Source organism: Pleionea sp. WD8-19 (assembly GCF_055326765.1).
The window spans coordinates 1-21,316 of record NZ_JBUZOU010000017.1 but is presented as its reverse complement, the minus strand read 5'-3'; the positions used below and the strand labels follow the sequence as shown (position 1 = coordinate 21,316).

Annotated in this window: 13 protein-coding genes; 4 read left to right on the top strand and 9 right to left on the bottom strand. The window is 40.6% G+C overall.

The genetic code is table 11. From position 1 onward, the window contains the following. The first annotated feature begins 3 nt into the window (after nucleotides 1-3). Complete coding sequence (locus ACTUJY_RS16960) at nucleotides 4-1,098, top strand: aromatic ring-hydroxylating oxygenase subunit alpha (RefSeq protein ID WP_463617313.1); 1,095 nt, start codon at nucleotides 4-6, stop codon at nucleotides 1,096-1,098. Between the two features lie 64 nt (nucleotides 1,099-1,162). Here the strand turns inward: ACTUJY_RS16960 and ACTUJY_RS16955 are convergent, their stop codons facing one another. Next, entirely contained in the window at nucleotides 1,163-3,382 is a 2,220-nt protein-coding gene (locus ACTUJY_RS16955) for a PKD domain-containing protein (RefSeq protein WP_463617312.1), read from the bottom strand. Nucleotides 3,383-3,870: 488 nt separating this feature from the next. Here ACTUJY_RS16955 and ACTUJY_RS16950 point away from each other — a divergent pair, with 488 nt between their 5' ends. Further along, on the top strand, nucleotides 3,871-6,933 hold the full coding sequence (locus ACTUJY_RS16950; RefSeq protein ID WP_463617311.1) for an ATP-binding protein: 3,063 nt from the start codon (nucleotides 3,871-3,873) through the stop codon (nucleotides 6,931-6,933). A 166-nt stretch (nucleotides 6,934-7,099) separates the two neighbouring features. Further along, nucleotides 7,100-10,147 (top strand): ligand-binding sensor domain-containing protein, encoded by a 3,048-nt coding sequence (locus ACTUJY_RS16945; RefSeq protein WP_463617310.1) that lies wholly within the window; start codon nucleotides 7,100-7,102, stop codon nucleotides 10,145-10,147. Nucleotides 10,148-10,186: 39 nt separating this feature from the next. On the opposite strand, the gene ACTUJY_RS16940 is transcribed toward ACTUJY_RS16945, so the two are convergent. Next, the gene (locus ACTUJY_RS16940; RefSeq protein WP_463617309.1) at nucleotides 10,187-11,326 is read right to left on the bottom strand and encodes a TMEM43 family protein; all 1,140 of its coding nucleotides are present in this window, start codon (nucleotides 11,324-11,326) and stop codon (nucleotides 10,187-10,189) included. 163 nt (nucleotides 11,327-11,489) lie between these two features. Further along, nucleotides 11,490-13,571, bottom strand: a complete 2,082-nt coding sequence (locus ACTUJY_RS16935) for a mechanosensitive ion channel family protein (RefSeq protein ID WP_463617308.1) — start codon at nucleotides 13,569-13,571, stop codon at nucleotides 11,490-11,492. A gap of 736 nt (nucleotides 13,572-14,307) precedes the next feature. Between ACTUJY_RS16935 and ACTUJY_RS16930 the strand changes: the two genes are divergently transcribed. Beyond that, nucleotides 14,308-14,667 carry an energy transducer TonB gene (locus ACTUJY_RS16930; protein WP_463617307.1) on the top strand — a complete coding sequence of 120 codons (360 nt, stop codon included), beginning with the start codon at nucleotides 14,308-14,310 and terminating at the stop codon, nucleotides 14,665-14,667. A gap of 240 nt (nucleotides 14,668-14,907) precedes the next feature. Here ACTUJY_RS16930 and ACTUJY_RS16925 read toward each other — a convergent pair whose 3' ends face one another. The 6 genes from ACTUJY_RS16925 to ACTUJY_RS16900 all read right to left on the bottom strand — a co-directional run. Continuing rightward, nucleotides 14,908-17,208 carry an FG-GAP repeat domain-containing protein gene (locus ACTUJY_RS16925; protein ID WP_463617306.1) on the bottom strand — a complete coding sequence of 767 codons (2,301 nt, stop codon included), beginning with the start codon at nucleotides 17,206-17,208 and terminating at the stop codon, nucleotides 14,908-14,910. Between the two features lie 107 nt (nucleotides 17,209-17,315). Further along, entirely contained in the window at nucleotides 17,316-17,693 is a 378-nt protein-coding gene (locus tag ACTUJY_RS16920; RefSeq protein ID WP_463617305.1) for a transposase, read from the bottom strand. 101 nt (nucleotides 17,694-17,794) lie between these two features. Beyond that, complete coding sequence (locus tag ACTUJY_RS16915; protein ID WP_463617304.1) at nucleotides 17,795-18,196, bottom strand: hypothetical protein; 402 nt, start codon at nucleotides 18,194-18,196, stop codon at nucleotides 17,795-17,797. 9 nt (nucleotides 18,197-18,205) lie between these two features. Then, nucleotides 18,206-19,222, bottom strand: a complete 1,017-nt coding sequence (locus ACTUJY_RS16910; RefSeq protein WP_463617395.1) for an RHS repeat-associated core domain-containing protein — start codon at nucleotides 19,220-19,222, stop codon at nucleotides 18,206-18,208. A gap of 171 nt (nucleotides 19,223-19,393) precedes the next feature. After that, nucleotides 19,394-19,612, bottom strand: a complete 219-nt coding sequence (locus tag ACTUJY_RS16905; RefSeq protein WP_463617303.1) for a hypothetical protein — start codon at nucleotides 19,610-19,612, stop codon at nucleotides 19,394-19,396. Beyond that, nucleotides 19,612-21,316 (bottom strand): RHS repeat-associated core domain-containing protein (locus tag ACTUJY_RS16900; RefSeq protein ID WP_463617302.1); only part of this gene is annotated, 1,705 nt, incomplete at its 5' end. The genes ACTUJY_RS16905 and ACTUJY_RS16900, both read right to left, overlap by 1 nt.

The window sequence follows — 21,316 nt, the reverse complement described above, 5'->3', positions numbered from 1 at the left end:
AAAATGCAAGAAGATACAAAAGATTTTTTTGAGTCGGTGAAGGCAACTCAACTGGAAGATGCCCTCACCTTACCGGCCCGTTTTTACTATGGCGATACGATGCATCAATTGGATAGAGATTATTTATTCAATAAAAACTGGCAATACGTTGGACACCTTTCACAATTACAACAACCTGGAGACTTAACAGTCGCCAACATTGCCAATAAGCCTATATTGGTGGTACGAGATCACGACAATCAGTTACGTGCATTTTTTAATGTTTGCAAACACCGTGCTGGTCCTCTCGCAATTGAAAATGGCAACGCCAAAGTTTTGAGTTGCAAATACCATGGGTGGTCTTACAAACTCGACGGTCAACTACGAACCGCCCCAGAAATGAGTGACACACCAAACTTTAAACTGTGTGATATTCATTTAGATGCCATCAATGTATCCGTTTGGCAAGGAATGGTATTTGTAGCGATTGAAAAACCCGAGCTTTCTTTAGAAACACAGTTTCGCAATGTGAGTGAGCTTATTCATCCCATTAACCTCCATGATCTGACGTTTCATCACCGAGAGGAATACCTTGTTGAATGCAACTGGAAAGTTTACATGGACAACTACCTCGAAGGTTATCACTTACCGCATGTACACCCAGGATTGAACCAATTATTGGATTATAAGAACTATCAAACACAGCTGTTCGATTGGTTTTCTTATCAATTCAGCCCGCTGGATAACGCACAGAACTTCTATGGCCAGGGCAAAGCACACTATATTTGCGCATACCCCAATATGATGTTTAATATTTTGCCGGGCCGATGCCAAGTGAATTTAATTTTGCCGGAATCACATAATCGGTGTCGGGTTCTATTCGATTATTACTATACAGACTTGGAAAGCAGCGCAACAAAAAAATTGATCAACGAAGATCTTTCATTCAGCGACGAAGTGCAAGAAGAAGATATTCGAATTTGCGAACAGGTACAAAAAGGACTGGAGTCTGGCGCTTATCATCAAGGCCGTTTATGTGTAAAAAGAGAACAAGCCGTATGGCATTTCCAAGAATTGCTTCGAAGCGCTTATCGAAAAATTCCTAATCACGCAATATAAAAAAGGCTGAGCGTTGTTACCACTCAGCCAAAGCTTACCTCACTCTTTAAAATGATTTATTATTTTAATACGCACCGGTTAATGTTACGTTCGAAAAACTGCGATAGGCTCGCACCATTACATACCAGTAGCCCGTATTGGGTGCTGATATTTCCACAGTTTCATTATTACCATTTAAATAAGGACGATAATCATACGCTGTCGTCGTTGGCTTTTGACCAAATCGAACGTAAATATCAGCATCGCCTGTTCCACCTTGTATCGAAAACGTTAGGTTCGAAGAATTCGCTGGAACGTACAAAGCGTAGTGCAACTCATTGCTGGACGTTGCCGATAAACCAGTCACAGGTTCACCATTGATAAGCGGAGTCGTTTGATCATTTACAACCTGGACAGTTTTACTGATCAAGTCAGTCGCATCGTTGTCATCGGTTACGGCTAACGTAATCGTATAGGTACCCTCAGAATCATAACGATGGTGTGGGTTAAGAGCTGACGACTCATTGCCATCACCAAAAGTCCATAACCGAGAGAGGATATTTCCGTCAACATCTTCACTCGCATCAACGAATGAAACAGAAAGCCCCAATGTGCTGAACTCAAAGTCGGCAATCGGCGGCTGGTTTTCACCGGGTTCATGATAGGAAGCGGTCAAAGTGACATCAGAAAAAGCGCGATAGGCCCGAATCATAAGATACCACTGCCCACTTTGTGGAGAGGCAATGTTAACGACTTCATCATTACCGCTTAAATAAGGACGGTGATCGTATTGGCTGGTCGTAGGTTTTGCCCCATACCGAACATAAATATCCGCATCACCCGAGCCACCAGCAATAGCAAATTGCAGCTGACTCGCTCCACCGGGAACCGACATCGTATAATGCAACTCTTGCCCTTGGTTCGCAGACAATCCCGAAATCGATGTCGGGTTTTCTAAACCTCCGCCACTGGAAACCTGAATCGATTTTGTTTCGCTATCGGTGTGTCCATCATTATCGGTTACCACTAACGTAACCGTATAACGACCTGCTTCGTGGTAGGTGTGGATGGGATTAACTTCCGACGAAGAAGCGCCATCACCAAATTGCCAATCCCACGCAACAATGGATCCATTTGCGTCGGAGCTGGCATCCTCAAATTGAACTTCGAGGTTGCTAGCACGATAAGAAAATTGTGCGTTCGGTGGTGACTGATTTGATTCTACCGTCACCAACTTACTCACACTACCAGTTTCTCCATCGTCATCGGTAACGGTCAATTGAACCGTATAAGTACCAGCGGAACTGTAAGTATAAACAGGATTGACTTCCGAAGAAGAATGCCCATCCCCAAACGACCAATGGTGTGACACGATGCTTCCATCCGAATCCGTACTTTGATTGTCAAATTGAACCTGTAAATTCGTTGCAGAAAATGAAAAATCAGCTGTTGGAGGTAGTGGGTTAATTAATTCTTTTATGAGTACAGCGTCATTGAGATCCAATAACTCTTGAAGTTTACTACCGCCAGGGTAGTAAGCAGCGGTAAAGCTATCTGTGGCTAAGTCAAGAGCCCAGTTTAACGCAAACTCCTGCAAGTAAGCGATATTATGCGCTTTCGGTGTGCCGCAAAGCCAAGTAATAATCCCGCCGGTAGAACTCCCTTCAGCATCCGTATGCTTTGAATTATCCGTTAATTTAATTCCGACATATTCACTTGATAACGCCCTCAGTGGTTGAAGAGCATTATTACTGGAATTGCACGAACTCGAATTAGCGAGAATGGCCAAAACCGATAAATTCTGAAGTTCCATTGCTTGCATTGAAGAATGTAACCCTGAATTCGCATCAACAGGATCAAGCAGTATGGCACCAACTAAATTGGAATAACCGCGCTCCACCAACCGTTTTCCGATATGAGAAACCATCAGTCCTCCCGCCGAGTGCCCCGATAAAATTAAACGAGAGGGTAATGCGTGATTATTCGGAGGCAAAGGCATCGCGTCGACAATATCATCCGCGATTTGAACAGCCAAACTAGGGTTACCACCTTGTGTGTTACTGTTTATCGTTAACACCATTAACCCATTATTCATAAAGTGCATTGCTAAGTGATCTAAATTATTTTTATTGCGTTGAAATCCATGTTGAAGCAACACTAAAGCATCTGCGGAGGAGTCTGGCAAATACCAAGTGCCTTGGCGGCTTCCTCCCAAATCAACCGACTGCTCAACCTTTTCACCGGCATGCCCTATCGCGCAAATGAAAATCCAAAATATGGTTATACCCCATAATCGATTACACATAACAAGCCCTCTTAGGTAGTTTGCTACTTTAATAATTTGAAAACTCAGGAATCCATATAAAACAGCTATGGTTCAACCGACTGAGCCTCGTGACTATAGGGTATTGAAATTACGATCCATTTGTTTGTTTTAAAGTCGCAATTTACTGATGAAAAGTTTCTGACAAATAAAATGTATTGGGCGCCACTGCGATCGCTAAAAGCGTGGATTAAGTTCGGTTAATCCATCACAACCTTAAAACGTTCACTTAATATGAAACTTATGAACAATTTTTTGACACTTGGGGAAAAGACAACCAATGCACAAAACGTAAATTATGGTGTATTAAAGTTGGCAACGTATTGCATAACTGTCTATACAACTGTTCGGAGCAATGCATTGCTCAATGATTTATCGCAAACATCAATCAACCACTCAATTTTCAGTATTAATTTATAAACAACTCGTTTATTAATATGATGGCTAAAAAAAACAAGAGAACAATCGTGATGACCAAAGTGTTAATATCGCTCTGTGCAATTGTATTTACCCATTTCGTGACACTTTCATCCAGTTTTGCGTCTCTATCGCGTATAACCGCTAACGACACTCAGCATACGAACCCCAATAACACCATTAAAACATTAACGACTATTAGCAAGGATCTAATCAATACGAGTAATGAAGACCGGTTTAAAGCAAATTTCAAGCTTATTCAGTTGTACTTAAAAATAGGGCAGCTGAATCAAGCAGAAAAAATATTCAAACGCATGCAAGAACACAGAAGTTTCAACAAGACATTTAGCCCATGGCTAGCGCTACTTGATGCTCAGTTAAAATTGGAAGTACAAAATACCGAAGGCATTGAGGACACCTTACACTCCAACATCATGCATTATAGAGATAAAAGTTCTCAAGATTTACGTTTATGGTATCTCTATATTTCAGGAACTTTAACTGTTCAAAACAATGAGTTCGCGCAAGCGCTTCAAATTTTAGAACCATTGAAAGCAGAGTTAACCATAGAAAAACATCCAGAATTGTATTTCGGCACTCTAAACCTGATCATTAAAATCCAATATTATATGAAGAACTTTGAAAAGGCGTTGCTACAGAATGAAAAACTGATCGAAAGCGCTCTGTCAGTCAATGACTCATTCCAATATGTATCGGCACTTGCAAATAAGATGAACATATTTTTAATGTTGTCTCGAGTTCATTGGTCGAAAGCGTCATCGAGTGTCGAACCCAGTGAAAAAAGCACACATTTATCGCTCTATAATGACTATAAAAACAAAGGCATTGCATTGCAGGAGAATGTCGAAAAGCTATCCCGCTCTATCGGTGCGTTTAAAGCCAATGCTTGGTCACAAATAGCCTTACAAAACAATTACATTCACACAGAAAATTTTTCACAAGTAATTCAGATAAGCGAAAAAACCATTGAGTTTTGCTCTCGTCATCATTTATTGCATGAAAAGGCAGTTGCTTACAACAACTTAGCCATTGCACTTCGTTACTCCGGCCAACACGATAAAGGTATTGAAGCCCTCAAGCAAGCCGAACGTTATTATAGAAAAGTGAATAATGAACAGTCCATACTTTGGATATTGGAAGACTATTCCATTGCGTATGAACTAAAAGGTGATTTTCAACAAGCGTTATATTACCGAAAAAAACTGTACGACAGTGCCATTGCTTTACTCAGAAAAACCAACAATAAAACAGTACTTAGGCTGCAAGAAGAGTACGAATCAAAAGAAAAAGCACAGAAAATTGAGTCGCTTCATCAACAGCGACATCTAGACTTAAAACAACTGCAAACCGAACGATTGCGATTGGGATTATTGCTTGTCATTGTGATTGCATTAAGCCTAATCACTTATCAACAAGTACTCAAACGTAAAAAGCTTAAAGCGCTACTCGCTTCAGAAGCCGATCTTCGACTGAAATTAAATGAAGCCAATAAAGCAAAAGAGCGCTTTTTATCCAACATTTCGCACGAATTTAGAACAGCACTGACTTTATCTATTGCACCTTTAAAACGAACCATACGAGAACAACAGCATTTGCCCACACAGACAATGGAAGCTATCGACTCAGCGCTGGAAAACAACCTTCATATGATGACACTGCTCGGAGAACTCTTCCAATTGGAGCGCATAAAAGACAACAATTTTCCTACGAATAAAGTTACGATTAACTTACCTGAATTTCTTTATGCGAGTTTACGTCGCTTTAACCTTCAATTGAAAGACAAAGCAATCGAATTAAACTTAAGCGGATTTTCTCAAAAGTCAGAAGTTTTTATCGATCCTGAACACCTTGAAAAGGTCATCGCTAATTTACTATCAAATGCCATTAAGTTCAGTCCTTCAAACTCGCACATCGACGTAAAAATTGAACAAACGCACTGCTTTATTAAATTGTATGTTATCGATCAAGGTAGTGGTATTCCTGAAAGTGAAATCGCTTATATTTTCGACCGATTTTATCAAGGTAAAGACTCATCCCAAATGAGTAAGCCAGGTACCGGTATAGGTCTTTCCATCGTAAAAGAACTCGTTGATATTAACCAAGGCAAAGTAGAAGTCGAAAGTTGCTATGGCAAAGGAACTGCATTTTGTATCACTTTGCCTTCAAGGGCTACGCCTCAAACCGAAAATAGAGGTCATCTAAAGGACATAAAAGAAAACGAACAAAGTATTCAGCTGTCTAGAAACAATCATCGATCACTGAGTATTGAAAACCCTACGACTCCCCGTTCAAGCGATTTAATACGCATTAATGGTCATTCATTCAACATCGCTCAACGCAAAATGATTTTGGTAGTCGATGACAATGAAAGCATTCGAAAGCTCATTCGCTCTTCATTGCAATCGAGTTATCACATTGTAGAAGCCGACAACGGTCTAATAGCGTTACAAATGGCGGTAAAACTTCAGCCCGATCTCATTTTAGCGGATGTAATGATGCCTAAAATGGACGGCGTTGAGTTAGTTAAGGCCATTCGCGCTGATATCGGAACCGCCCATTTATCACTTATCTTGCTAACAGCACGAACCGAGAAAGAAGACACGTTACTGGGGCTTAATTCAGGCGCGGATGATTACCTAACTAAGCCCTTCGATTGCGATGAACTGAACGCTAAAATAAAGAGTCACTTAGATCATAAACAAAGAATATCCGACAAGCTCTTTCGTAAATTTCAAAGTCGGTTAAATTCAACGCCCTTGTCTGAAGCAGCTGAGATCAACCCACCTCAACAGTGTGAAAAGCTGGAGAAAGTGATTGCTCATCATTTAGGGCACTGGGAGTTTGACGTGGAACAAATGTTCTTAGCACTCAATATGACGCGAAGTACGCTATTTCGATATACAAAGAAAATCTACGGATGCACACCCAAAGTGCTTTTAAAACAACGCCGACTTGAAGCCGCCTATCGCATGCTTGAGCAAAACAATGGCACTGTCAGTGAAGTGGCTTATGCAGTAGGGTTTCAAAGTTTATCAACCTTTTGCAGAGCATTTCGACAACACTATCAGTGTTCACCTAGCCAAATTCAAAAATAATCAACGTCTAACACATAGTAAATAGGCACTTTAACCTGAACGAATTCTAACGACTTAATCGCTACACATTGATTTTTAGTCCAATTTGATATTTACTAAGGTAGTATTATCTCGTTTTACAATGAGCCATCTGACGTTCCTAGTTCTCTAATCTTCGGTGAGGCATATGCTTGACTCGAGCCTCTCTTACGCACTTCGCATCTGGCTTAGGTGGGGCGTGCTAGTGCTTTCTTTTTACTCTTTGAGTACCATCGCTATTAACCCTCAGCAAATTCGATTCGATAAACTTTCTGTCGAACAGGGGCTTTCACAACTCTCCATCACCTGTATTTTGCAAGATCAATACGGCTTTATGTGGTTCGGAACGCAAAATGGCCTCAACCGTTACAATGGATATGAGTTTGAAGTGTTCCGACGTGACCGAGAAAGGCCCAATGAAACATTACCCAGCAACTTTATCCGCAGCATAACGGAAGACCCCGTTGACGGTTCCATTTGGGTAGGCACCACGCCGGGTGGTATCAGCCGATTCAACCCCAAAACGGAAACCTTTGATCGATTCGAGCTGGTTGTGAAACCTGAAGTGCCTGCCATTGGTAATACCGTCAGAAGCTTATTTATCGATTCGCAAAACCAACTTTGGGCCGGTACTCGTGCAGGACTGCTGCGATTTGATCGAACAACACAAACTTTTATACCGATTCCATTGGTTTCCGAAAGTAAGCAAGCTTCCGTTCAAATTCGGGCTATAGCAGAAAGTGAAGAGGGAACGCTTTGGGTTGGAACAAATCAGGGACTCTATTTTAAACCACACAATAGCCTTGGGTTTGTAAAAGACACGCATTTTGCTGCGTTTCGTGACTTAGAAATATCCAGCTTATTGATAGACAATAACGGGGGACTGTGGGTCGGTACTTTGCATTTAGGGCTGGCCCATCGAAACTCACAAAATGGGAAGATAACCTACTTTCAACAGCAGCCAGACGACCCGAACAGTTTAACGCATAATGCAGTACTCACAATGATTCAAACGCAAGATGGACACTTGTGGATAGGGACTTCTCGAGGGCTCAATATTTTAAAGAATGGAAGCCACCCCCAATTTATGCACTTTCAAGCAGACCCTGCATTGAGCACCAACTTATCGTCCAGCTATATTGCATCATTGTATCAAGATCAGGCCGGAGTCATTTGGATTGGGACCTGGACCGCAGGACTCAATAAAGTCGATCCTGATGCGATTCAGTTTTTTACGATAAATGCTGGGGGCAAACGTGGCTCAACCGGATTAACGCTTAGCCGCAATGGAAAAGTTTGGTTCGGAACATTTAACGGACTTCACTACATTGATGAACAAGGGAAAATATCGGAAGCCATTCTTCACCATCCGGACACACCAAATGCAATGGTACGCAATGAGGTTACCGGCATTCGATACTCTGAAAAAAGTCATACGTTATGGGTCGGCAGTCGCTTAGGATTGAGTCGTTATGACATTGGTCAAGAATATATGACGCCCGTTGCATTGGATGGCACCTTAATATATAGCATTTTGGAGGATCAAGACGGAAGCCTTTGGGTAGGCAGTTACAATGATGGCTTGATTCACTTACAAAAAGAAACCTTTAAAGTCTTAGATCGATTTCCTTTAGCATCCGTGCTTTACCTTATGCAAGAGCAAAGTGGCGACTTATGGGTCGCAACCGCGGAAGGCCTCTATTGGTTTCGCAATACTGGCGAAGCCCCAATTAAAATTTCGCATCAGCCACAAGATCCGTTAAGCCTGAGTCATGATACAACGACATGGGTTTCTAAAGACAGTCGTGGTCGCTATTGGGTGGGCACTCAAGGAGGCGGATTAAACCTGATGGTCATCAATGATGAAAATCCGGACCATCCACGATTTATCGCATACACAACAAAAGATGGGCTCGCTTCTGATGCCATAGGAGCGGCAATTGAAGATGACAACGGCAACCTATGGATCAGCACGACCAGCGGCATTAGTCAGCTCTCCCCCGAAAAGAAAAGCATTATGAATTTCAGTACCACAGAAGGTGCCAACAATGGTGGCTACTATATTGGCTCTGCCATTCGAGCGAATAACGGCCAAATATATTTTGGAGGCCCACATGGCGTAACCGCTTTTAACCCGAGTGAAATTAGATTAAGTCGTTACCAGCCTCCGGTTTATATCTCTCGCCTTCATCTATTTAATCGTCCAGTTGATTTACGTATTCGCGATTCTCATTCGCCACTTACAATGCCTATTTATATGGAAAAACAACTTGAGCTCACATTTGATCAATCGATAATTTCCTTTGACTTTACTTCGCTACACTACTCTGCACCGGAAAAAAATCAATACGCCTATCGCCTTTTAGGATTTAATGATCGATGGAATTATGTCAACTCCGAACGTCGATTCGCCAGTTACACAAACCTGGCTCCAGGCGAATATCAACTGCAAGTTCGAGGCAGCAATAAAGATGGCATTTGGAATGAACAAATAACGGAATTGAAGTTGACTATACATCCTCCCTGGTGGAAAACCTGGTGGAGCAAATTGGGAATGTTATTGCTCGTTTTGGCTTTACTCTCAACAATCTATCAATGGCGAGTACGAATGCTTGAAGTGAGATCGAAACTGTTACGCAATATGGTCAATGAGCGCACCCGAGAATTAATCTCAGCCAATCAAGAACTGGAAAGGCTCTCTCGTATCGACCATTTGACTCAGTTGAGTAATCGACGCGATTTTCTTGAACAAGCAAATAAAGAAATGAATCGTTATTTACGCCATCGTCGAGTTTTTTGCTTGCTACTGATTGATATCGATCATTTTAAAAAAGTGAATGATAATTTTGGTCACGACTGCGGCGACCAAGCGCTCCAGTTTATAGCGAATCAACTTAAAATAACCTTAAGAAAAGAAGATTTAAGTGCTCGTTGGGGTGGAGAGGAATTTATTGCCCTGTTACCAGAAACCGCTTTAACAGGAGTCATGCAAGCCGCAGAAAATTTCAAACGCTCTCTTATTGCTCAACCCTTTGAGTATTTGGGAGAGCGGATCGAGCTGTTTGCAACTGTCGGTGTTGCAGAAATTGAAACTGGGGAAAGTTTAAATCAATGCATCCAACGAGCTGATGCTGCACTTTATAGAGGTAAAAAAAGTGGCAGAAATTGCGTTGTATCTGCCACTATGACACTTTAGAAAATATAGTTTTTAAAATAATTTCGTCAAATCGTGAACTTAAGCTTCGGCAAGCTTTCGTCGTTTTACAACGGGAATCAATAGCAAAGCCCCTAAAATCAATAACCCGGTAGCCAGTATCGGTCTTACGGCGATCCACGCTATGGCAATGGTCACCAACGCTAATACGAGACCAATCAGAAAAGCAATAATACCAACACCAACCCCAACGATATGACCAATTAACGGCACAACATCTGCGAAAGTCGTGAGCGGACTTAAGATCAATCCAATACCAATCATAAAGGCCAATGCGCCTGCAATTCGAAGTCCCCAAGTCCACAATGTGTTTTCGAATTTCTCTTGCTTAAACATTTTCTGAGGCGGCACCTTACCAGCAGATACGATTTCTATTTCTCGACCATTAGACGTTATGAAAGGTGTTAATCCATCGGAAAATTGCTGACTGATCACGCTTATGATTTGAGGTTTTACGACGGTATAGTCGATTTTAACATCCCCAACTTTTGGGTTACTTGGATCACTCCCAATATACAATCCACCGTTGTAAAGCTTTATTTCACCATAAGATGAGTTGTCTTGGGTTTTAAACTTATTCACAATATGTTGGGTTGAGTTATTGATCTGATTAATAATTCCTTTACTTAAACGGTAATCACCCAGCGTCGCCTGTGTCGATTGAAATTCATTTTTGCTAATCGGTAATTTTGGATTATCATAACCTGGCTTATGAAACGACGAAGAGTCGATTGAATTTGAACTCCATTTTTTATCATAGCTGTAGGTTTTAACCACTTTTTCGCCACCGCCCATCTGCTTTTCTTTATCTTCTGAGACGGTTTCTTCCCATTGATACATCTGAACGTTACGTTTTAACTTTAACGCATTGGCCGATATACCAAAGTCCGTATCACTTAACGTTTCCGTTGTATCGGCTTTGCCGGTCAAATAAACCAGCTTTCCTTCGTTTGTATCCAGACGGTTGCTTGCGTCCGCTCGTACAAAAATGGACTCAGCCTCTTCAATAGACTCTAAAGTTGTTAACGCCCGACTTTCATTCCAAATAATTAAAGGAAAAGCACCTATAAAAAGTATAAGTCCAAATAACACGCCCCCGATTGCATTTTTTAATCGAGTTCCCCAAGAAACATAGGTCACCTCTGTGTACCGATCAACCATATAACAGCCTCCAAGTTCTAATTATTTCGACACCTATAGTCGCAAATCGTTATGAAATATTACAATAATGTTACACGGTAATATTTACACTAAGTAATTACTCTATAGCCTCAATACAGCGTACTGAAAACGTGTAACTCAAACGATTCAAAACAACGCTTCATCATTGCGACTTTTGCCAATAAACCGTTTGTATCGGCGTTGGAATGTCAATACCAGCTTCTCGTAATGCCGACTCTAATTGCCAAAGATAATGTGCTTCTACGCCATCATTATCATTCAGTTTATTCGCGTTTACCCATACAATAAGTTCGAATTCAAGGCTGTACTCACCAATTCGCTTTAACCATAAATCCGGTGCATGTTGTTTGTCTTTTTGGGTAAAACTAACTTCCTCTGCCGCTTTTAGCACAACCTCTTTTACATATTCTTTGTCACTATCGAGTGACGTTCTAAACGGCACATGCACTCGACGTAAGGGATCCGAAAACGTATAGTTAATCACTCGAAAGTTAACAAACTCAGAATTCGGAACGAGTAGATCGATATTATCTCTCGTCTTTAACTGCGTGGAGCGCACATTTATCGCCTTAATTCGTCCTCGTACGCCAGACTCTAATTCAACCAAGTCACCTACTTTCAAAGGGCGTTCAAACAACAAAATTAATCCGGAAACAAAGTTGTTGAAAATGGATTGCAATCCAAAACCAATACCAACAGAAAGCGCACCGGCTACCAAAGCGATTTTTGAAGAGTCGATACCCAAGATAGAGAGTGCTATCAAAGCCGCAGTGAAAATAATGATATAGTGTAAAACTCGTGCAACAATATAGATTGTCGACTCGCTAATTGAGCGCTTCCTCCCCAGTTTTCTTAGTACTTTTTTTAATAGGGAAGAAATTAAAATACTGACAAAAATAACAATCAAAGCGCTGAGTAGGTTAGAAACCGTGACAGGGTATTCATTAACTGTGAATAAAGTAAAATTGACAACTGACTTCCACCCACTTTCTGCTGTCGAACGCCAAGAGCTCCAATTTAAATCGAAGTGTGAGGCCCAGCCTTTCTGCAAGGCAACGAATTGCTTGTACGATTGAGAGTAAAAGTCGGCTTCTTTAAGCTTACTTTTCAGTTCACTCATCAATTTTTGATTCGTTTCTAAATACTGCCATACGCTCCGTTTTGTTTTTTCATAAATCATGTCATTAGCCGCCTCGCCACTTGCTAACACCTGCTCCCTGTACGCCGCTAACTGTGAACCTAACTGGTCAGTTTCAACGTGTATTTTTGAAAGTGAGTCAACCCACGAAAGCTCGGACTCAACTTCCTCGCCTTGCAAAATTTGGCTAATTCTCAATAATATTGCGTTTGAAATTAATTGGGCATTGATTTGAGCTTGTTTTAACTTTTCTTCCTGATAAGATAACTGATAAACGATTTCATCTTCACCTTTCATCGAAGAGAGCGCCCTCCTCTGCAATGCACTCATTACTTGCTCTAGCCTTTCCATTTTCTGCTTTAGCTTTTCCCTTTGACGCTTCAGTGTTAAGTCAAATTGTTGGTCGCTGGTAATTTTACTCGCCGTTTTTTCCAAAGCAAATCGAGCACTTTCTTCTTGTGTTTTCATGTTTTTCAATCGAACTTTGGACAGCAAGTGCCGCTCAATGGCGTACAAAAGATTAACTTGCGCGGCATAAACATCTAATCCATTCAAAAGCTTGGAACTTGAATTTTTCTCGAAGCTTCTATGAAGCACATTTAATTCATGAAGTTGCTCTTTAATACTTTCTACATTTTCAGCTCGTTGTTTAATTTCTGCAGAAAGTCGTTGAGTTTGATGATTAAAACGTGTCATTCGGTGATATAGTGCAATCCATGATTCCAAATTCAACACTATTTGCCCATTGTTACCTGGCACATCTTCTTGATACTGTGTGAGTTTACGCAAAGACTGAATTAAATTTATTGTAAACTCTACTCGCTCATTAACATCTTTTGTTTCGAGCAAGTGAGAGGTTGCTTGACGATAATTATCGAGAATGATTTCAGCCCATCGTATTTTTTGCTCACTCCTTAGATTCTCCCAAGGAACCCACCAGTCGTTATCAACCGTTTCAAAGTCGGGCTTATTTGGAGTTTCAATTTTTGCACTGTTTGAAAAAACATTGAGCTCAGCACCAATTAATGACTGTGAGACAGCAAATAATATTAAAACAATCAGCATTCGAAATGATTTATTCTGCATAGATATCGACTCACTATTGGTCATACAAAGTATAAAGGCCAGGAAAGTTCCCAACACAGATTGAAACTAACTTATACGAGAAATTTGGGCGTATTGTCTTTCAAATAAACTAATTATTTGCACTTACCCAATTTAATATAATAATCAAGTAATGCTCTAAACTGCACATCGAATAAAATCTTCCCACAGTTCGGGAATAGCATCTCACGGATGCCAAAACGAAACATGCTTGATTTTCGCAAAATCAAAGGCGATTTAGGACGTTTCGCGAGGAAACCGCTTCAAAGGAAGCTAAAAATAAGCATTTATCAGCTTTAGACTTCAAGATACCCTATGCCAGCCCACCTAAACGTATAAATTCCTTGATTTTAACGCCAAACCATCAATTCAAAATGCCAACAAATTCACACTTGCGCTACCAATATCGTGATTTCGAGTTTTAGCAAACAACACTTTCCAAGCGGCCGGGACGGCTTATAAATCACCATTCTTCCCAATCAATATAGTCGAGAACCCAACTTTTCCTTACGCATATGCATACTGGTCGGTTATTAGCCAGGTTGATAAAATTAGCTAAAAACTCGCTCTTTGCATTGTTCAAAATACAATCGAAACTGTTGATTCAAAGCCCTGTATAAGTTTCGGCATCGTTAATAGCAGGTGGAATTTCAATAAAAATGTGGCATAATATTTCGCGATAAATATTTAAAGTACTTAACGTAAACAAGGACAAAAAATGAAAAACTTTTTAATGATACTTTCTGTTTTGATCGTAACAGCATGCGCTAATCAACCAACCTACGAGTACAGACCTATACCCGACGTCAAATCGCTCAATAGCGCAACTGCTGAGCCTATAAAAATAGTCAATCCCAAATACCCTCTAAAAGCCGCACGCGGGGACGTTGAAGGTTGGGTACACTTTGAGTTCAACATTAACGAGCAAGGACAACCGGAGAACATAAAAGTTCTCGATTCTCACCCTCAAGATGTATTTGTCCTTTCAGCCACCAAGTCAATAAAGAAATGGAAATTTAAACCTGACCCACAGGCTAATGTTTACAATTTCGTATTAGAATTTAAAGTGGCAAAATAAACATCACAGAAAAGCTGCAATCATTAACGCCAAGTTAACTTGATCTGTGGTTGCAGCCTTTGGCATTCCATTTTTGGCTATATTTTTGAAAATATAGTCAGGACTGATGATCGGGTAAGTTGCCCGCAAGGAATACAGAAAAAGATTCAGTTAAACGATTTTTGGAGAGATCAGTTAACCCCTAATTTCTATATGCTCAGGGAGAGCTTAACCTCTCCCAAGTTTTCTATTTTCGTTATTCTACATTAGCAAAAAGCTCCAAGCCCCTGCTGACCAAAGATCTAGTGACATTGAAAAACCTTCATCACTTTTTTTAATAACATGAATCCCTGAATGTGCATAACCATGATCATATAGAACATAGATTTCATCTTTGCCATTACCATCTCGATCGAGAGTCAATATGCGTCCCATCAATCGACGAGGGTCATAACTAGTCGTGGTCCAAGATTGCTCTTTTAATGTAAAGCCGCTTGTATTTTCCCAATAGTAAAGGGTAGAGAAGCCTAAGCCATAATGATAAAAACCGACGATTTCATCTTTACCATCACCATTCAGATCCGCTGCAGCTAATGAACCATGCATCGCATTAGCATTCCAGTCTGATGAAGCCCAGCGATTGGGGTAGAGGTTAAAAACTTTTTCTACTTTATCATAGTCCCATAAGTGAAACCGTGTTTCACCAGGAGCAACATCGTAGACACCAACAATCTCTTCGTCACCATCACCGTCAAAATCCCCGACGATGGTTTTAAATGCTGCTTTTTGACTACTCCAGTTAGATGAATGCCAAACAGGTCCCTTGAGATAAAAATGGCTATTTGCATAATTCCATTGGTAAAGCGAAGTATTTCCGTTTTGATAATCATAGAAAGCAACTAATTCATCAACACTATCACCATCAAAATCCCCAGAAAGCACTGTGCCTTTCATATTTTGAGCTCCCCAAGCTGTACTACCCCAGCGATCAACGCTAAGAACAAACCATGAAGCAGAGCCATTGTAAGGTTGCCAGTGATGTATACTGGTTCTATTCTCCCCATAATCATAAAATGAAACTATTTCATCCACGCCGTTACCGTTAAAATCTCCACTTGTCCCTAAGCCATCCATTGCCTTTGCAAGCCAAGCAGAGGAAGACCATGTACTGTTGTAAAGTTGAAAAGATCTCACCGCAGATCCACCAAAATGATGAAGGCTTGTTTTGGTTTCACCGTAATCATAAAAACCGACAATCGAAGGAAGCTGGGTGTTTGTTGAAAAATGACCTGCATAGACTCGCGCATTTGGGCTCAGCCTGGTAGTATTTGTAACCGCGCCAAAAGTTAGCCAAGTGGTGAAACCCAATTGATAGGGGCTGTCGTAAGGCTCTTCTGAAAAGAGTAATCCTTCACACAGGTCAAAAATATTTGAGTTTACTATAATCGCTAAAGAACACCATTGGGTGATACTATTAGTATAATTGCGATTAGGTTCCAGTGGGTTACCATGGTTATCTTCACCGTTGCTGCCATCCACTAAATTTGAAGGGATACCATCCAATCCAAGAATGTCATTTTCAAAAGTATTGATAAATTTTATTAAATCATTTTCATCAAAAACACCAAGTCTTTCTTTTACCATCATGACCGCAAAGTCAACATCGATTGCGGCGTGAGAAATATCACTGATATCGGACTTTTCGTAATATTTGTAAGCTGGCCAATACCCCCAGTGATAAGCATTTCCAACAGTAATCAGATTTGATTTAAAATATCTGGCCATTTTGACCACTTTGTTTTTGTAATTATTGGCCTTGTCATAGTCTCCAACTTTTTTTAATGTAGGTAACATCTCGATCATCACTCTGCCTGCAGCGAGAAACTGATTTTGCGGCATGATTTCATTAGCATGAGAGTCTAATTTATCACAAGGCTTTTCATTCAACTCAGCAGGAAATCGATAATATCCATAGTCCTCCAAACTATTTTCTTCATATTGCGACTCATGCTCATCAAGTGTATCGATAACGGCCTGATAATATTCAAGGGCTTTTTGTTCTGTTGCCAAGGATGAACGGGCTCCATCTAACAGAATCATCCGCACAAATTTAGATACGGGATGAACAATCATCGAGTTGGAAACTAGATAGTTAACATTTTGATAAGCACCTTCTTCCGATTGGCAATTATAATGCCGCTCATGCCATCCCTTCACTTTTCGTTGCTTAAAGCTATCGATTATACCAATTTGGTCATCTCGTTTTGTTAGCAGGTAATCAAAGTGAGTGACAAACGTATCGAGATAAGCTTTATCACGAGTCACTGTGTACATATTCAGCAAGCTATGGAGTATGGCACTTTCTCCCCAAGAATAATTACCGCTTATATTCATATTGCTGTGGGTATAAATCCACTCTGTGGCGATAAAGCCTTCATCGTACCTGTCCTGATAAATATCCAATAGGCCATTGGACAAAGGATCATTGGCTGAAACAAACGTGGAACAAAGAAGATACAAATAAAGGAAAATCAAAAAAATAAATCTTCGACAATTGAACATTATGTTCTCTCTGGATTGCAAAAAAAGAAAATCATTATAGAGGTTTCTCTTAAAAAATATCCGAAATTTTATAAGCCTTTAACGGACCCTTCACGGACACCCACGACTCAAAGCCAATAATCACAGACTTCAACTTGACCAACAAGTGCAAATTGATTAAGTTCTATCAGTATGACTTTGTACCGGCCTCGAAACAAAGCGCCGTCGGTACGTTTTCGTTGATTGTATTTTTGAGTATAAACACCGTTGATATGACGCATTGCACGCCCCAAATTACCTCTCGGTGTTTTCACCAGTAAGTGATAATGATTTCCCATCAGGCAATAAGTGTGTATCTCAATGCCAAATCGTTGGTGGGCTTGGTCAATACAAGTTAAAAAGTCTTCATAGTATTTTTTACCATGAAAGATAGTCTGACGTCCCCTACCTCGGTTCATCACGTGATAGTAAGCGCCTTCGTATTCTACTCGGAGAGGTCTGGTCATGCATTGAGGGTAGTTGATTTAATAGCTAATATCAAGACTTGACCCCCATGACTCCTGGGTTAGAACCCACGTTACGCTGGCTGTCCCGAACGACGATGCGGTTACATTGGTTTCGAATTGCGTTTAAATAAACAGTAAATCCTCAGAAACAAGTACAAACCAAGAGAGTATATAAACGAAAATAACAATCCTGTTAACGGTGCAAAACTTCTTCCTGAATCGCTGGTAGCTAAATTCATATACTTAGCCTGCTCCAATGTATTTTCATCTCCAGTAAACATTCCATCCCCATTTAAATCAAAAGATGAGAGTTTATAGTCAATATACCAATCATATATAAATACGGAGCAGACAATTACAAGATACAAAACTATTAAGTTAATTAGTGCTACTCTTAACGGTTGTTTTTTATTTTTAAAAAAACCAGCAAAGTAAATTATTAACAAAGAGATAAAAATACTTGCTAAAAACAATGTTATTTTACCACCAGGAAATATCCACATCGTCGTCACCTACTCTTCTTTTCTATATGGATTTGAGAAAGTTTCTTGCCAGCTATAAGGAGAATATGGATAGGGAGTACCGCCATCAAACTCACCATTTGGACCATTGGCATCATTGCCAGAAACAATATCCCAGAAACCATCCGCGCCAAATGAGCCATCGTTAAGTTTTCTGACAAAGCCAGTAAAGGTAGTTGTACAGGTATTAGTGCCACAAACAGTTTCGTATCTTACAATCGTGTCTCCTACATGAAATACATCCCAAGTAAGATCAACTCCATAATTTCCAGTTAAACTAGACGTTTTCCCTGTTCGAATTCTTTCTAGTTTTTCCTGCTGAGTCTTATGATTTCTTAAAGCTTCCTTCGTTTTTGGACCTAGCTCTACAGGATCACCATTATTATCATAATAGTGATCAACTGCATCTGATGTACTATCTATAACTGTTTTTTTCTTGACAGGCAGGGTGTACTTTTCACCTTTGACTTTCGCTAAAAGCTCGTCATGATTTCTTGCCGATGAAAAATCGGGCTTATCTTTACCATCCCCACTGGTGGATCTTTCATCAGCTTTTTTATCGGTTCCACCCTTATCCTTCTTTTTCTTACTCCTCTTCTTTTTATTGATATGGGAAATATTATTACTGGTATAAGCTGCAACTATTTCACCAACAGAGCCTGCCTCAGCAGTTTCTGTTTGTTGCTTATCTGCAGCATTATCATCTTCTTTAGACAAGCTTTTGAGAAACGCTTCACAAGCAGATTGATCCGCCTCACAGTCGATACTTGAAAATTCGTCAACTTTTTGTGAAGTATACCCACTCGGATCTGTCCCTGACAATGGATTATTCATAATGTACGAATAAGGATTCATACTTTGTGAATTACCCGGACTTTGTATGACCGGATCTACAGAAAGAAATCTTCCGAGATTGTAGTCGTACGCCCGCCCATTCATATGAATTAACTGACTGTCATCCAGGTGCTCATGGTCGGTGAATCCACGTGTGTTAGAAAGGTAAGCTATTTTTTAAAGAACGAAGCCGATGGTTTGCATCGGCTTTGGAACTAAGTGGTGGCCGTCCTGTCTTGGTCCTCTTTTGGTTATCCTGCCGCTTCGATACTATTGTCTTAAAGTTCTTTGATACCAAACAGCATGCTTCATTTCTTGACGAGAAAATTGATGCCTAATTTCAAATTATAAGTCCCTTATAATTCCTGTTTCTTTGTTAACTACGAGAACAACGGGCCCATCAATCAACTGATCATCTGAATTATAGACATTAAAGATAACGTCAAATTCATTTGGCCTTTTACTTGTACTCATAATCTTTAGAAACTTATAGGAATATTCAGCTGATGGCTCTTCCTGCAAATAAGATTCTGCCAACTCTATCGCTTTACTTTCATCTATCATTATCTAAACCCACCCACGTCTTCAATATAATTAATTGCATGTTGCTGCTCGTCAAAATTTAGCGAGTTCCAACGTTTTTTTGAGTTCTCTAACATATCAAATACAAATTGTTCAGGCGCATTAAAAGCCTTACTTCTCGGTAGTTTTGAATACGCCTCTTTACCAATCTTATTGTATTGAATAAAGTGTGATAGCTCGTGCCATACCTCATAGTTGGTTGGGTTATCTCTTAAAGAAAGAACTCCTTTACCATAATCGAATGCTCCATTTGCATTTCTTGGTACGAACTCATCTCCAACTCGAAGCTCAACTTTTCTTTTATGTAAATACTTTTTAAGCTGAGCTAGCTTCTTAGAGTCATAAAGCTTCCCACCTAAACGACCGGCTCCTTCAACTAAATCAGTCCCACCAGTAACAACTTCCTTCAGTCTTCTGACAGCTTTAGAAGCTTTGTAAGCCTTAAAAACTCCGTAGCCCGCTCCAAAAGTAACGGCTCCAACAGCCATCATGCCAAGTTCTGTTCCGGCCGAGGCTAGGGCACCACTCCAATCGCCATTGGCTGCGGCCATTATAGATTCACCAAAAGGTAACATTGAACCTACTACTGAACCAGCAGATCTTAAAAAGTTCTCAATATTTTCTCGGCTTTTAATTCTTTTTAAGGAAGGCTCAGCTATCGGAAAAACCGGGCTTTCTGTGTTATCTAACTTTCCTATGTCCTCTGGTAAATCACCTTTTTCGTCATCATTTTTACCATTATTCTCATCTCCGCCGCCTGAGTCTGAATGTTTAACTATTCCATTTTCATCTTTTGGTAAACCACAACTCCTCGTTATACATCCATTTTCATCAATTATTGGGTCACCGCTACATCCGGTAATTATAATACAAATATCATATCCACTTGGGTCCGTCCCACTGAGCGGATTATTCATGATGTAACTGTACGGATTAATACCTTGAGAGTTGCCTACAAACTGGATGTAAGGATCTACAGAAAGAAATCTTCCGAGATTGTAGTCGTACGCCCGCCCATTCATATGAATTAACTGACTGTCATCCAAGTGCTCGTGGTCGGTGAATCCACGTGTGGTGACACTGGAGCCCAAAATAGTCAAGGCACTGTCTGCCATGTTTTGTTGCCTTGGGCGACCAAAGGCATCGAAGCTGTGGCCTTCAATAACAGTACCCTGTTCGTTGACGATAGCGGTCATGGATCCCAAACGGTCACGATGGAAATAACCTATGGAATAATCGGTATCGTTACTGATGGTGTTTTTTTCCGTCACAACAGCGATATCACCGATGTAATGCTTTTTCTCAACTTCGGTACCGCTGGTGGATTGCTTGGTAATGCGCTCAAACACTTTATCAATGTACACCGTGGTGGTGGTTTCACCGTTTTTGGTTTTCACCTGCTTGTAACGCATTTGGTCGGCGCCGTAGTAAAAGTAGACATCGTTTGCCGCAGTGGTTTGACTGTCGAGTTTCGGGTTGATTGTTCCACTGCTGGTACCAATGTGCACCGGTTTATTAAACGCGTTGTACGAGATACTGCGCAACCCATCGTTGGTGAGGTTACCGCTTTCATCGTAGCTGTAGGTGCGGGTACTGCCGTTGGCGAGCTGTACACTGCGCACGGCATTCGGGCCCGCCCAGCCGTTGCTTGCACTGCGTGTGGTGCCCACCGCCAGGTAGCTGTAG